This window comes from Streptomyces sp. NPDC101237, from assembly GCF_044767465.1.
Lineage (GTDB): Bacteria > Actinomycetota > Actinomycetes > Streptomycetales > Streptomycetaceae > Streptomyces > Streptomyces gramineus.
In genome coordinates, this window is sequence record NZ_JBIWNY010000002.1 from 134,424 (window position 1) to 148,211 (window position 13,788).

Genomic DNA, 13,788 nt, shown 5'->3' on the forward strand with positions numbered 1-13,788 from the left:
GTGGAGGGACGGTGTGCGGGAGGGCGGAGGTCAACTCCGGCCAATGGGACACGAGTCGACGAACGGGCCGTAACCGGGCGTCCGTTCGGCGTTCCGCCCTTCGACGCTGTCGGTTCCAGTCAATAGGATCGCCAAAGGGGGCTCGGTAGGCTCGTGGTGCCCTCGGCCCGCTCCTTCCGCACACGACCCCAGGACACCCGCCATGGCGCGACGCAGCACATCAAGCTCGACGGGAAGACCGACGGGGACCCCGTCGGGTCCGCGGAACCGGACCCCGCAGCCGGTGCGGATGCGACGCCGCACGGCCGGCGACTTCGTCAAGGCCTTCCTCGCCTTCCTGGTCCTGCTCGTGCTCGTCGTCGGCGTCCCCGGCGCCCTCGCCGTGACCGTCGGCTGGCCCCTGCCGCACAGCGCCCCGAAGACGGAGTGGCTGTCGCAGCCGATCGGCGTCGACGTGTTCCTGAACACGCTGACGGTCGTCGTCTGGCTGGCCTGGGCCCAGTTCACCGCCTGCGTGCTGGTGGAGGTCAAGGCCGCCGTCTCCGGCGTGGGCCTGCCCGGCCGGGTTCCCGGCGCCGGCCCCAGCCAGCTGCTCGCCCGGCAGCTCGTCGCCGCGCTGCTGCTGGTCGGCGCCACCGCCGCCAGCCTCACCCCGGGCCTGTCGCAGCTCGGCCACGGCATCGAGGGCAACCACCAGGGCACCGTGGCCGCCGCCCAGGCGACCCCCGGTCTCCTCGCCCAGCGGCAGGAGCAGGCCAGGAGCACCGCCGCCGCCCTCGCCGAGCAGGCCGGCCACGTCGCGGCCCAGGCCGAGCACGGCTCCACCGCCGCGCACGGAGCGACGAAGTACTACCGGATCCAGCCGCCCGAGGGCCGCCACCACGACTCCCTGTGGGAGATAGCGCAGCGCCACCTCGGCGACGGCCGCCGGTACAAGGAGATCTACGAGCTCAACAAGGACCGCGTCCAGCCCGACGGCTCCCGGCTCTCCGAGGCCAGCCTCATCCGGCCCGGCTGGATCATGGAGATGCCCGGCGACGCGCACGGCGGCGAACTCGTCGAGAACCCCGACGCGCACGTCTCGCCCGAGGTCCGGCAGCAGATCGGCGACTACGCCAGGACCGGCGACCACGCCCGACAGCAGGAGCAGCACCACGAGCAGGGCGGCGACCGGCACGCGGCCGAGGACGGCGCCACCGCCCAGATCACCGTGCCCAGCCCGCGCCAGGCCGGTGACACCGCCCGGCCCGCCGCGCACGCCCGAGGCGCCTCCGATCACGACTCCGGCCACGCCTTCGGCCTCCCGGAGGCACTGCTCGGCGCCCCGTTCCTCGCCGCCGGTCTGCTCGCCGCGCTCGGCCGCCGCCGCCGGCAGGCCCTGTGGCAGTCTGCGCTCGGCGCCGTCGGCGGGCGGCGCGGCATGGAGCCGCCGACCCCGCACGGCGAGGCCCAGGACGTGCAGGACGCCCTCCTCGTCGGCGCGGACCCGGAAGGCGTACGGCAGCTCGACCGGTCCCTGCGCGGACTGGCCGCCGCCCTCACCGCCGAGTCCCGTTCGCTGCCCGTCGTCTACGCGGCCTGGCTCAGCCACGGCGACCTGCATCTCCAGCTCGCCCAGCCCGCCGGCAAGCCGCCGGCGCCCTGGCAGCTCGGCCAGGACCAGACCTTCTGGACGCTGTCGCGCGCGGACGCCGACCGCTACGAGGACACCGACACCGCGGCCCCGTACCCGGGTCTGGTCAGCCTCGGCACCATGGACGACTCGCGGCTGCTGCTCAACCTGGAAGCCGTCCCCGGCATCGTCTCGCTGACCGGCCGGGAGGCCGACCGGACCGCCGTGTTCTCCTCGGTCGCCGCCGAACTCGCCACCAACGGCTGGTCGGACCGGATGACCATCACGCTCGTCGGCTTCGGCGCCGACCTCACCCCGCTCGCCCCCAACCGGCTGCGGCACCTCGACGACGCGGACGCGCTCTTCGAAGTGATGGAGGCGGAGACCCGGCAGCGTCGGGGCGCACTCGGCGCCGCCGGGCACGACTCCGTCCTCACCGGCCGCACCGGCCCCGCCCAGCACACCCGCTGGGCGCCCAACCTGGTGCTGCTCGCCGCCCAACCGTCCGCCGAGGACGCGCTGCGGCTCGCCGAACTCGCCGCCGACGCCGCCCGGCTGGGCATCGGCTACCTCGTCGGCACCGAGAGCGCGGACCTGCCGGGCGCCGCCTGGGCGATGGAGATCACCCCGGACGGCAAGCTCCTCGCGCCGCTGCTCGGCCTCGAACTCGAAGCCCAGCTGCTGCCGGCCGTGCAGCAGCGCGCGGTCGTCGAGCTGTTCGTGGAGGCCGACCCCGAACGCGACCCGGACGGGCCGACCAACGCCCCGCCGTTCCTCGTCGACATCAGCGAACAGGGCCGCCCCGCGGTGTACGCCCGGCTGGTCGGCCCGTACGAGATCATCGGCCTCGACACCCCGGACGGAGACCGCAGCGCGCTGCTCCACGAGGCGCTCGCGCTGCTCCTGCTGCACCGCGAGGGCGTGCACCCGCGGGTGCTGTCGTCCGCGCTGTGGCCGCGCGGGGTGACCGAGGACGTCCGCGACGCGCTGCTGGAGCGGCTGCGCGCCTGGCTGGGCACCGACCCCGACGGCGGACCGCGGCTGCGCGCCGACGCCACCGGCCGCCTGGTGCTCGCCACGTCGGTCGTCTCCGACCTCGACGTCCTGCGCTCCCTCTACTACGAGGCCACCCAGGGCAAGGGCGCCGACAGCCGGGCCGTCCGCGGCCGTCTCCTCACCGACGCGCTCGTGCTCGTGCGCGGTCCGCTGCTCGCCGACCGCGCGGACGGCCGCTACCGCTGGCTCACCCATGAGATCGTCGACGCCCAACTGCCGTTGCTCGTCGCCGACATCGGCCTCGCGCTGTCCGCGTTCCACCTGGAGAAGGACCGCGCGGAGAAGGCGATCGAGGCGCTCGGCGCGGCACTGCGGACCGCTCCGGACGACGAGCGCCTGTGGCACGAGCTGCTGCGCGCCACCCACGCCACCGGCGACCCGGACCGGCTCCGCGCCCTCGCCGCCGACCTCGTCACCCGCAGCGGCGCGCGCGGCCTGCCCCCGCGCACCGAGGCCCTCCTCGACGAACTCCTGCCGACCTGGCGCGAGGGCGCCGAGGCGGCGGGATGACCGGCCCGGACCTCGTCGTCGTGGCCGCCGCCGTGCTCTGGGGCGCGGCGAGCGGCACCCTGCTGCCCCGCGCCGCGTACCGCTTCTCGGCACCCGCGGGGGAGCCGTGGCGCACCACCTGCCCCGCGGACCATCCGCTCGGCGGCTGGCTCGGCCGGGCCCACTGCGCCGCGTGCGCGACGGCCGGCGCGGCGCAGGAGTCGCCGCTCGCCCCGGCACCGGCGGGCGCACCGGAACCCGCGGCCGAGGACGGCACCGCGCCGGCCCCCGGAGGCCCGCGCCCGCCCGCCCACGGCCCCCGCACCGCCCCCCTCGCCGTCGCCACCGCGCTGGTCTGCGCGGCCCTCGCGTGCGCCACCGGCACCCGTCCCGAACTGGTGGTCTGGCTGCTGCTCGCGCCGGTCGGCGTGCTGCTGGCGGCCGTCGACTTCCGGGTGCAGCGCCTGCCCGATCCCCTCACCCTCCCCTTCGCCGCGGCCGCCCTCGCCCTGCTCGGCGGCGCCGCGCTGCTCCCCGAGCACGACGGCGACTGGCTCACCGCCCTGTACGCGTCCCTCGCGCTCGGCGCCGCCTACTTCGTCCTGTTCCTGGTCAACCCCGGCGGCATGGGCTTCGGCGACGTGAAGCTGGCGCTCGGCACGGGCGCCGTCCTCGGCTGGTACGGCTGGCCCACCGTGCTGCTCGGCACCTTCGCCGGGTTCCTGCTCGGGGCGCTGTACGGCGGCGCGCTCGTCGTCGTACGGAAGGCCGGGCGCAAGACGGCGATCGCGTTCGGCCCGTTCCTGATCGCCGGCGCCTTCGCGGCGCTGCTGGTGGGCGCGTACACGGCCTGAGGTCGGGCCCTGCGAGGGCCTGGCGTAGGCTGGCGGAGTCTGTCCACAACCCTTGACGAAAGGGACGCCCAAGGTGACCGAGAAGGCCGACCTCCAGTCTGTCCTCGACCGTGCCGCCGCCGGTGGGCGGATCACTCCGGAAGAGGCGCTCGACCTCTACCGGGACGCGCCCCTGCACGCGCTGGGCGCCGCCGCCGACGCCGTACGCCGCCGCAGGTACGCGGGTACCGAGCACATCGCGACGTACATCATCGAGCGGAACATCAACTACACCAACGTGTGCGTCACCGCGTGCAAGTTCTGCGCCTTCTACGCGGCCCCCAAGGACCAGGCCAAGGGCTGGACCCGCGAGCTCGACGACATCCTGCGCCGCTGCGCGGAGACCGTCGAACTGGGCGGCACCCAGATCATGTTCCAGGGCGGCCACCACCCCGACTTCGGCGTCGAGTACTACGAGCGCAACTTCAAGGCGATCAAGGACGCGTTCCCGCAGCTGGTCATCCACAGCCTGGGGGCGTCCGAGGTCGAGCACATGGCCCGGATCTCCGGTGTCCCGGTCGAAGAGGCCATCACCCGCATCCACGAGGCCGGCCTCGACTCCTTCGCCGGCGCCGGCGCGGAACTCCTGCCCGCGCGCCCGCGCAAGGCCATCGCGCCCCTCAAGGAGAGCGGCGAGCGCTGGCTGGAGATCATGGAGGCGGCGCACGGGCTGGGCGTGGAGTCCACGTCCACGATGCTCATGGGCACCGGCGAGACCAACGCCGAGCGCATCGAACACCTGCGGATGATCCGGGACGTCCAGGACCGCACGGGCGGCTTCCGGGCCTTCATCCCGTACACCTACCAGCCCGAGAACAACCACCTCAAGGGCCGCACGCAGGCGACCCTCTTCGAGTACCTGCGGATGATCGCGATCGCCCGGGTCTTCCTCGACAACGTGGCGCACATCCAGGGCTCCTGGCTGACCACCGGCAAGGAGGTCGGCCAGCTCTCGCTGCACTACGGCGCCGACGACCTCGGCTCGATCATGCTGGAGGAGAACGTCGTCTCCTCGGCCGGCGCCAAGCACCGCTCCAACCGCCTGGAGATCATCGACCTGATCCGCAAGGCGGGCCGGGTCCCGGCGCAGCGCGCGACGACCTACGAGCACCTCGTGGTCCACGACGACCCGGCGAACGACCCGGTGGACGAGCGCGTGATGTCCCACATCTCCTCGACGGCGATCGAGGGCGGGACCGCGCACCCGGAGCTGAAGCTCCTCACCGCCAACTGACCGGGCCGTGGAGACGATTCACGCGGCGGACCGGGTCTTCACCGCCTGGGACGCCGCGCCGGTCGAGGACGGCGCCGTGGTCGTCGTACAGGACCGGATCGGTGCCGTCGGGCCCTACGAGGAGCTGCGGGAGCGGTTCCCGCAGGCGCGGGTGCGCAGGTGGCCGGGGTCCCTCGGCCCGGCCCGGACCCACGACGGCCCCCTGCCGGACGCGCCCAGCCCGCGCGAGCGGGTGCACGCCGTGCTGAAGCGGGGCGCGGTGGCGGTCCTGGCGGCGCACGCCGACTCACCCGCGCTCCGGGCGGCCGCGGAACGCAACGACGTCTCCGTGGTCGCGGCACCCCGCGCCGCGCGCCTCACCGAGACGGTCCGGGCCGACCTGGCGGTGTTCGACGCGGCGGGGGAGTGCATCGCGACCGTGTGCGCGGGGCGGCTCGTCCACCGGCGGAAGTAGGACGACCGTCGGACGGCGCACGGCGGCTCAGCCCGCGAACGCCTTCCCGAACGCCCCGGGACTCTGCGCGACCCCGCTGCAGTCGGTCGACGCGTCGTCGTCCGCCGTACCGCTGCGGCACGGCACGTCGCGGAACGTCGACCACATCGAGACCCAGGCGATCCCCTTCCTCTCCGCGAACGACCGCACGTCGGCCGCGTCCGCGAGCGTGAAGGTCTCCCCGGCCACGTCGTTCACGCCGATCATCGAGGTCAGCGCCATCCCGCCCCAGGCCCCCGCGTCCGACAGCCCGAACACCTTCTTCAACTGAGTGTGCACGGCCTTCGCCGAGGCGACCGCGTAGTCGCCCATGTCCCCGTCGTAGGACTCGCCGTAGTTCATGGTCATGATGTTGACCGTGGAGACCCGCACGTCGTACGTGTTGGCGGAGTCGCGCAACGCGAGGCCGCCGGAGTCGAGCCCGGACGGCATCACCGGCAGGGTGAAGGAGACCACCAGGCCGGGCCGTTCCTTCTGGAGACGGGCGATCGCCCGCGACCTGTCGTACCAGAGCAGCGCCCGGATCAACCGCGAGATGCGGCAGACCCAGCTCGCGCTCGCCGGCGCGGCCGGGATCACGACCACGCTCTTCCGCGCGCCGTACTCCTCGGCGACGGACGCCATCGACGACCACAGCTGGCCTGTCTACCGCAAGCTCGGCGAAGAGGGATACACCAGCGTCTTCGTCGACACCGACAGCGACGACTGGAAGAAGCCGGGCGTCTCCGAGATCGTCGACTGGGCCACGCCGAAGAAGGGCAAGGGCGCCTCGGTGCTCTTCCACGACGCGGGCGGCGAGCGGACGCGGACGATCGAGGCGCTGCCCCGGTACATCGAGAAGATGAAGGCGAAGGGCTACACCTTCACCACCATCAGCGGGGCCGTCGAAAAACAGGACACGGCCGGCGTCCGCACCGGGACGGCCCGGGGCGACACCACCGCCGACGGCCTCCAGGCCGCCCACCGCACCGCCACCGGCATGACGCTCTGGGAGGGCAAGGCGCTCCTGGTGGCGGTCGCGATCGCCGAATGGGCCCTGCCGGTGCTGTCGGGCCTGCTGCTCGCCGTGGGCGTCGCGGTCATGGGCCGCTTCGGGCTGATGCTGCTCGTCGCCCGCCGCCACCACCGGCTGCGCAACAGACGCCGGTTCAGCTGGGGTCCCGCGGTCACCGGACGGGTGAGCGTGATCGTCCCGGCCTACAACGAGAAGGAAGGGCTTCAACCTGGACCGCCGCATGTACGACCTGCTGCGCTGCATGCCGATGATCCCGGGTGCCGTCGGCGCGTTCCGGCGCGACGCGGTGCTGGAGGTCGGCGGGATGAGCGAGGACACCCTCGCCGAGGACACCGACATCACCATCGCCCTGCACCGCGCCGGCCGGCGGGTCGTCTACCAGGAGCACGCCCGCGCCTGGACCGAGGCGCCCGGTTCGCTCAAGCAGCTCTGGTCCCAGCGCTACCGCTGGTCGTACGGCACCATGCAGGCGCTGTGGAAGCACCGCAAGTCCCTGACGGACAAGGGGCCGTCGGGCCGGTTCGGCCGCCTACTCCATGATCTTCGTCGACTTCCGGGCGGCCCTGCTGGCCTGGCTCGCCGTCCTGGGCGTCCAACTGGTCTGCGCGGCCTACGCGTTCCGGCTCGACAAGGAGAAGTACCGGTACCTCCTGATGATGCCTCTCCAGCAACTGGCCTACCGTCAGATGATGTACCTCGTCCTCATCCACTCCTGCGTCACCGCCCTCACCGGCGGCCGCTCCCCCTCCCCGGTCCCGGCCGACCGGCAGGGACCGCTACTTCGACATCCTCCGGGCGGTCGCCCTGGTCCGGGTCGTCACGTATCACACCTTCTGCTGGGCCTGGTGCGCGATGGTGTTCCCCTCCATGGGCATTATGTTCGGCCTGGCCGGCACGCTGATGGCGAAGTCCCTGGAGCGTCCGGCCGCGCAGGTGGTCAGGAGCCGTCTGCGCCGCCTGCTGCCCCCCTTCTGGTTCTGGGGGTTCTTCGTCGTGCCGGCGATGCTGGTGCACGACTGGATGCCGGGGCGGCAGATCGTCTACTGGGTGGTGCCGCTCGGGGACCCGCCGGGCAACGCGTGGGGCGAGCAGGCGTGGGAGATCCTCTGGTACCTGCGGACCTACCTCTGGTTCGTCCTCCTCTCCCCGGCCCTGTTGCGGATCTTCCGCAAGGCGCCCGTCCCGGTCCTCGTCCTGTCCCTGGTCCCGGTCCTGGTGCTGAACTTCGTCTGGTCGGGTCCGGACGGCCGGCTCGGCAGCGCGCTGTGGGACCTGTCGACCTACCTCTGCTGCTGGATCCTCGGCTTCGCCCACCGCGACGGCGTGCTCCGGCGGCTGAAGCCGGCCCCGGTGGTGGCCGCCTCGCTCGCGGCGATGGGGTACGGCTGCTGGTACGCCTTCTCCCACCTGGCCGACCACGGCACCTACGACCTGGACGAGAACCCGCTCGCGCAGGCCTTCTGGTCGGCCGGGTTCGTGCTGCTGCTGATGTGGGCGAAGGAGTACTTCAGGATCGACTTCGCCGGGCTGACCCGGTTCCGGCGGCTGGACCGGACGGTCACCGTCTTCAACGCCCGCGCGGTGACCGTCTACCTGTGGCACGAGATCGCCCTGATCCTGGCGGTCCCGCTGATCGACCGGATGTGGGACGTCCCGGCGTTCGAGAAGTGGCTCCCGCTGGACAGCCAGTGGTTCATGTTCGGCGTCGGCTGGATCCTGATCGCGGTGTTCGTCCTGCTGTGCGGCTGGGTGGAGGACGTGGCGGCGAAGAAGAAGCCCCGGCTCCTGCCGTGACGGCGGGCTGCAAGAATGGCGAGGTGACCCGCGCCTCCCTGAACAAGCAGCCGCACGAAGTCGCCTCGATGTTCGACGACGTGGCGGAACGGTACGACCTGACCAACGACGTGCTGTCGCTCGGCCAGGACCGGCACTGGCGGAAGGAGGTCGCCCGCGCGGTCGACGCGCGGCCCGCGCAGAAGGTCCTCGACCTCGCGGCCGGCACGGGCACCTCCTCCCAGCCGTTCGTCCGCGCCGGCGCCTATGTGGTGCCCTGCGACTTCTCCCTGGGGATGCTCCAGGTCGGCAAGCGGCGCACCGGCTGGATGCCCTTCACCGCCGGGGACGCCACCAGGCTGCCGTTCAAGGACGACACCTTCGACGCCGTGACGATCTCCTTCGGCCTGCGCAACGTGCAGGACACCGACGCGGCCCTGCGGGAGATGTACCGGGTCACCCGCCCCGGCGGACGCGTGGTGATCTGCGAGTTCTCGCACCCGACCTGGACGCCGTTCCGCACCGTCTACACCGAGTACCTGATGCGCGCACTGCCGCCGGTCGCCCGCGCGGTCTCCTCCAATCCCGACGCCTACGTCTATCTCGCCGAGTCCATCCGCGCCTGGCCCGACCAGCCCGCGCTGGCCGGACGGCTGCGCGAGGCCGGCTGGTCGAAGGTGGCCTGGCGCAACCTCACCGGCGGGGTCGTCGCCCTGCACCGGGGCTTCAAGGAGGCCTGAGCCGCGCGTCGGACATCAACCGCCGATCACCTCGAAGGTGTCACCGGGCCGGTCCAGCTCCCGTTGCAGTCCGCCCGACGGCGGCCGTGGGATGCGTGGTTCGCGCACGCCTCCGCCGCCCTCGCCGTCACCGAAGTCGAACCACACGTACACCATCGACTCCCGCGGCACCTCGGCGCCGGCCTGCGGGAACTGGCGTACGACGTAGTCGACGACCGTGAGAGGGAAGTCCGGCCGGTCCGGCGCGTGGAGGAGCAGTCCCCGCGCCCGGGCGGTCTCGCGCGCGTCCACGGCCATCAGTCCTACCAGCCGCGGCACGCGCACTTCGGGTGTTTTGGGCGTTATATGCACAGATGTCACCCCCAGCGATACTGGAAGGGTAACCCCCGGCATAGGGCGGCCGGAAGCGCCAAGTGTCTTTCTGTAACAGATCGTTACTCTGAGTTACGAATGGAGGGGGCGTTCAGGGTGGTGTCCGGTTCTTTGCCCGAGTTGTCGTTCGACAGGTCGAGCCGGAAGCAGAGCGCGTCCTCGGCGAGCCGCAGGTGCGGGAACGTCTGGGCGAGTTCCATCCCGAGCCGACGGGCCACCGCGACCGACCGCTCGTTGCCGGGACGCACCATCGCCACCACCCTCGGCACGCCCGCGGTCCGCAGCCGCTCCAGCGTCGCCAGCGCCGCGGCCGTGGCGTATCCCCGGCCCCAGAACTCCCGGCCTAGCCGCCAGCCGATCTCGATCTCGCCCTTGGGTCCCCAGTCCTGCGGCCACGGCTGGGCGCCGGTGAAACCGATGACCCGGCCGGACTCGTCGGCCATCGTCCACAGGCAGAAACCGAACTCCGCGTCGTGCCGGCGCTGCCGGGCGGTGAGCTCCTCGTAGACGGACAGCTCCGCGGACCTGCCGCCGTGGAACTCCATGACATCCGGGTCGTCGAAGACCCGGTACCAGGCGAACGCGTCCTCGTGCGTGGGTACACGCAGCCTTACCGCGGGGAGAGCTCGGTTCACAGGGGCAGCCCTTCAGCCGGGTGATCAGTTCCGCTGAATAGACTGCCCATGTCCAGTGCCGGTCGGCACGCAGATTTCTAGCCTTGGGGAGACCCTGCCGTGACCGAGCCCCTCTCCGAAAACACCGCCGATGTCATCGTCGTCGGCGCGGGGCCAGCCGGCTCCACGACGGCGTACCACCTCGCCAAGTCCGGTCTGGACGTGCTGCTGCTGGAGAAGACGGAGTTCCCCCGCGAGAAGGTGTGCGGCGACGGCCTCACCCCGCGCGCGGTCAAGCAACTGGTCGCCATGGGCGTCGACATCTCCGAGGAGGCCGGCTGGCTGCGCAACAAGGGCCTGCGCATCGTCGGCGGCGGCACCCGCCTCCAGCTGGACTGGCCGGATCTCGCCTCCTTCCCCGACTACGGCCTGGTCCGCAAACGCGACGACTTCGACGAACAGCTCGCCCGGCAGGCCCAGAAGGCGGGCGCCCGCCTCTACGAGCGCTGCAACGTCGGCGCCCCGATCGTCGACGACCGCACCGGCCGGATCACCGGCGTCCACGCCAAGCTCGGCGAGGAGAAGCGCGAGGTCACCTTCCACGCGCCGCTCGTCGTGGCCGCCGACGGGAACTCCACCCGTCTCTCCCTCGCGATGGGCCTGCACCGCCGCGAGGACCGCCCGATGGGCGTGGCCGTGCGGACCTACTTCACCTCCCCCCGTCACGAGGACGACTACCTGGAGTCCTGGCTGGAGCTCTGGGACCGCCGCGGCCCCCAGGACCGCCTGCTGCCCGGTTACGGCTGGATCTTCGGCATGGGCGACGGCACCTCCAACGTCGGCCTGGGCGTCCTGAACACCTCCGACTCCTTCAAGGAACTGGACTGGCGCGAGGTCCTCAAGGCCTGGTGCGCCTCCATGCCCGCGGACTGGGGCTACACCCCGGAGAACATGACCGGTCCGATCCGCGGCGCGGCCCTTCCGATGGCCTTCAACCGCCAGCCCCACTACACGCGCGGCCTGCTGCTCGTCGGCGACGCCGGCGGCCTGGTGAACCCCTTCAACGGCGAGGGCATCGCCTACGCCATGGAATCCGGCCAGATCGCCGCCGACGTCATCGTCCAGGCGCACGCCCGGGCCACGCCCGGCCAGCGCGAGATGGCCCTGCAGCGCTACCCGCGGGTCCTCAAGGACACCTACGGCGGCTACTACTCCTTGGGCCGCGCCTTCGTGAAGCTCATCGGCAACCCGAAGGTCATGCAGATCGCGGCCCAGCGCGGCCTGACCCACCCGCTGCTCATGAAGTTCACCCTGAAGCTCCTGGCGAACCTCACCGACCCGACCGGCGGCGACGCGATGGACCGCATCATCAACGGGCTGAGCAAGGTGGCCCCGAAGGCGTGAGCGCCGCTACGAGGTGAGCGCCTCGACGTGGGCGGCTCTGCGGGCGTAGACCTCCTCCCGCCGGGCCGCCATCTGCCGCAGCGCCTCCTTGCGCTCCCGTCCGGAGAGCCGGTCCAGATACACGCGGCCGTCCACATGGTCGGTCTCGTGCGCCAGGCAGCGGGCGAAATATCCCGTTCCCTCAACGGTGAGCGGATTGCCGTCCTTGTCGAATCCGTGGACGATCGCCCGGTCCGGGCGCGGTACGTCCATGACGGCGCCGGGCACCGACAGGCAGCCCTCGCCCTCGTCGAGCAGCCGTCGCCCGGCCGGGTCCTGCGACTCCAGCACGGGGTTGACGACATGGCCGACATGTCGGACACCGTCGTCATCGGGGCAGTCGTACACGAACAGGCGCAGATCGACCCCGACTTGGTTGGCCGCGAGGCCGGCTCCCTCGGCGACGTACATCGTGAGGAACATGTCGTCGACGAGCGCGGCGAGGTCGGGTCCGAACTCCGTGACATCCCGGCACGGCTTGTGCAGGGCCTCCTCGCCGGTCTCGGTGATCCGGCGCACCGCACCGCGCAGGGCCTCGGGGGCGTGACGGGGGTAGTGGTCCACGGGGTTTCCCTGGACGAAGACGCGTGGCATCGCGGTGTCCCTCCTCGGATCTCGTGCCGCTCCGTGCGAGCGGCATGCGTCGAGAATCCCAGGAGTCGCCGGAACGCGGGCAGGCCTGTGGAAAACGCGGACCAGACGCCTGTGGACGACCAGGGGGGCGGGCGCCCGCGGACGGCCGGGGGCGGGTCGCCTGTGGATGACCGGGGCGGGGCGCCTGTGGGCGGGCGGGGTGCAGGGCCCACGGGCAACCGGGGAGCGGGCGGCTGAGGACGACCGAGGGCGGCTCTCGCGGAACGGCAGCCCCCGCGCCCCGCCCGGTAACGCCGGAAGGGCCGCTGCCCCCGAGCGGCTGCGGCCCTACCGTGCTTGTGCGTTGCCCGAGTTGTCTCGGGTTGTTCCAGGATGCCCTCGTTCTCAGAGCACCCGCACCGCGCCGCTCGGCGGGTCGTACGACAGCGGGTGCTCACCGACACCGCTGGAGGGGTTCTGGGCGCCCACGAACATGCCGTCGCCCACGTACACGGCCACGTGGTACGCGCTGCCGGCGCTGCCCCAGTAGAGGATGTCGCCGGGCTGCAGGTTGCTCAGCGAGACCTGGGTGCCCTGCGTCGACTGGTCCTGGGAGACGCGCGGCAGGCTGACGCCGACCGACTTGAAGGCGGCCTGCACGAGACCCGAGCAGTCCCACGAGTTGGGGCCCGTGCCGCCGGAGACGTAGGCGTCGCCGATCTGCGCCTTCACGAAGGCGACCACGGCGGCGGCCGAACCGGTCGCCGTGGAGGTGCTCGTGGAGGCGCTGGAGGCGGTCGAGGTGGCGCTGAGGACGGTCCGCTCGGCGCTGCGGGAGGCGGCGCGCGCGGCGGCCTCCTTGCGGGCCTCCTCGGCCTTCTTCTTGGCCTCGGCCTTCTTCTTCGCCTGGGCGAGGTCCGACTTGGCCTGCTTCGCGGCCTTTGCGGCGGCCGCGTCGCGCTCGGCCTGGAGCGCGTAGTTCGCGGCGGCCTGCTGCGTGGCGTCGGCGGACTGGGCCACCTGGGTGGCCAGGTCGGCCGTCAGGGTGGGCAGTTCGAGCGTCTGCGTCACGGGTTCGGCGGCACTCGCCGAGGCCGCGCCCGCCGCTGCCATGCCGAGGACGCCACTGGCAACTCCGGCGCGCACGGCGATGCTTGTCGTCGCGCTGCGGCGGGGTTTCCGGTGGCTGCGTATGTGAGCGGTGTGGGACATGGGAACAACCGGTACCAGGGGCTCCTTCATATCTTCAAGAAACGTGTGCTGCGCCACAGTTGTTCAATCGAGCCCGAGAATCCCGCTCTTGTCATTCTTTATTGACGCCGTAACGGACATTGCGGGCGTCCGTGATCATGCATGTGATCACGTTCTTTCGTCATAACGTCCGAATTGCCCCCCACCTACCATCGGTTGAGATGTTTGGCCAAGCCCGGTTCTCATGGGCCTCTCATCAATGTGGCGGAGGTCACGGAACGGTTACCGGG

Annotated in this window: 10 protein-coding genes and 3 pseudogenes; 8 read left to right on the top strand and 5 right to left on the bottom strand. The window is 72.0% G+C overall.

The genetic code is table 11. The features are described from left to right. Positions 1-202 precede the first annotated feature (202 nt). The 4 genes from ACIRQ9_RS03545 (at position 203) to ACIRQ9_RS03560 (ending at position 5,738) form a co-directional block, all read left to right on the top strand. The gene (locus tag ACIRQ9_RS03545) at positions 203-3,178 is read left to right on the top strand and encodes a BTAD domain-containing putative transcriptional regulator (RefSeq protein ID WP_404166756.1); all 2,976 of its coding nucleotides are present in this window, start codon (positions 203-205) and stop codon (positions 3,176-3,178) included. After that, a complete protein-coding gene (locus tag ACIRQ9_RS03550; protein WP_404166758.1) occupies positions 3,175-4,011 on the top strand; it encodes a prepilin peptidase in 837 nt (278 codons plus the stop codon). The genes ACIRQ9_RS03545 and ACIRQ9_RS03550 overlap by 4 nt, the downstream gene beginning before the upstream one ends. A gap of 73 nt (positions 4,012-4,084) precedes the next feature. Further along, positions 4,085-5,284: a cyclic dehypoxanthinyl futalosine synthase gene (mqnC, locus tag ACIRQ9_RS03555; RefSeq protein WP_404166760.1), complete on the top strand. Its 1,200-nt coding sequence runs from the start codon at positions 4,085-4,087 to the stop codon at positions 5,282-5,284. A gap of 7 nt (positions 5,285-5,291) precedes the next feature. Further along, complete coding sequence (locus ACIRQ9_RS03560; RefSeq protein WP_404166762.1) at positions 5,292-5,738, top strand: imidazolonepropionase-like domain-containing protein; 447 nt, start codon at positions 5,292-5,294, stop codon at positions 5,736-5,738. A gap of 27 nt (positions 5,739-5,765) precedes the next feature. Here ACIRQ9_RS03560 and ACIRQ9_RS03565 read toward each other — a convergent pair. Further along, positions 5,766-6,278: pseudogene (locus tag ACIRQ9_RS03565) on the bottom strand (hydrolase); the annotation flags it as partial. Here ACIRQ9_RS03565 and ACIRQ9_RS03570 point away from each other — a divergent pair. The 3 genes and pseudogenes from ACIRQ9_RS03570 to ACIRQ9_RS03580 form a co-directional block, all read left to right on the top strand. Then, a pseudogene (locus ACIRQ9_RS03570) lies at positions 6,274-7,532 on the top strand (glycosyltransferase family 2 protein); the annotation flags it as partial. The pseudogenes ACIRQ9_RS03565 and ACIRQ9_RS03570 overlap by 5 nt on opposite strands. Then, positions 7,525-8,586, top strand: a pseudogene (locus ACIRQ9_RS03575) (acyltransferase); the annotation flags it as partial. The pseudogenes ACIRQ9_RS03570 and ACIRQ9_RS03575, both read left to right, overlap by 8 nt. A gap of 23 nt (positions 8,587-8,609) precedes the next feature. Beyond that, on the top strand, positions 8,610-9,305 hold the full coding sequence (locus tag ACIRQ9_RS03580; RefSeq protein WP_351317992.1) for a demethylmenaquinone methyltransferase: 696 nt from the start codon (positions 8,610-8,612) through the stop codon (positions 9,303-9,305). 15 nt (positions 9,306-9,320) lie between these two features. On the opposite strand, the gene ACIRQ9_RS03585 is transcribed toward ACIRQ9_RS03580, so the two are convergent. Further along, a complete protein-coding gene (locus ACIRQ9_RS03585; protein ID WP_404166764.1) occupies positions 9,321-9,629 on the bottom strand; it encodes a PASTA domain-containing protein in 309 nt (102 codons plus the stop codon). Positions 9,630-9,739: 110 nt separating this feature from the next. Then, entirely contained in the window at positions 9,740-10,312 is a 573-nt protein-coding gene (locus ACIRQ9_RS03590) for a GNAT family N-acetyltransferase (protein WP_404166766.1), read from the bottom strand. Positions 10,313-10,411: 99 nt separating this feature from the next. Here ACIRQ9_RS03590 and ACIRQ9_RS03595 point away from each other — a divergent pair, with 99 nt between their 5' ends. After that, complete coding sequence (locus ACIRQ9_RS03595) at positions 10,412-11,695, top strand: geranylgeranyl reductase family protein (protein WP_404166768.1); 1,284 nt, start codon at positions 10,412-10,414, stop codon at positions 11,693-11,695. 6 nt (positions 11,696-11,701) lie between these two features. On the opposite strand, the gene def is transcribed toward ACIRQ9_RS03595, so the two are convergent. Together def and ACIRQ9_RS03605 are read right to left on the bottom strand one after the other, a co-directional pair. Continuing rightward, positions 11,702-12,328, bottom strand: coding sequence for a peptide deformylase (gene def / locus ACIRQ9_RS03600; protein ID WP_404166770.1), 627 nt, complete (start codon positions 12,326-12,328; stop codon positions 11,702-11,704). 384 nt (positions 12,329-12,712) lie between these two features. After that, complete coding sequence (locus ACIRQ9_RS03605) at positions 12,713-13,519, bottom strand: C40 family peptidase (protein WP_404166772.1); 807 nt, start codon at positions 13,517-13,519, stop codon at positions 12,713-12,715. Positions 13,520-13,788 lie beyond the last annotated feature (269 nt).